Origin of the sequence: Pseudomonas sp. NY11955 (assembly GCF_048068035.1) — a bacterium.
Taxonomy (GTDB): domain Bacteria; phylum Pseudomonadota; class Gammaproteobacteria; order Pseudomonadales; family Pseudomonadaceae; genus Aquipseudomonas.
Genome location: NZ_JBLUPS010000092.1, coordinates 1 through 217 on the forward strand (window position 1 = coordinate 1; position 217 = coordinate 217).

Annotated in this window: 1 protein-coding gene; it reads right to left on the reverse strand. The window is 58.5% G+C overall.

What is annotated here, in order from left to right; translation table 11 throughout:
- Nucleotides 1-59: 59 nt before the first annotated feature.
- A partial coding sequence (locus ACNFBR_RS29395; RefSeq protein WP_416737895.1) for a LuxR C-terminal-related transcriptional regulator occupies nucleotides 60-217 on the reverse strand: 158 nt, incomplete at its 5' end.

Genomic DNA, 217 nt, shown 5'->3' on the forward strand with positions numbered 1-217 from the left:
GGATTAGGTTTACAGGGTGTGTGCTTGCAGCTGCACGGCTGGAGATTGGGTCAAGGCCATCAGGGGCATGGTTTGGTTTTTGTGGTGGTGCGCAAATCGAGCGCCGCCCGCACCACCCCCAAATCGATCCCCAGGTGCACCAGCTCGGCATGCGAGCTGACCTGCAACTTGCTCTTGAGCAAGGTCAGGTGGTTGGACACGGTCTTGGCACTGATAC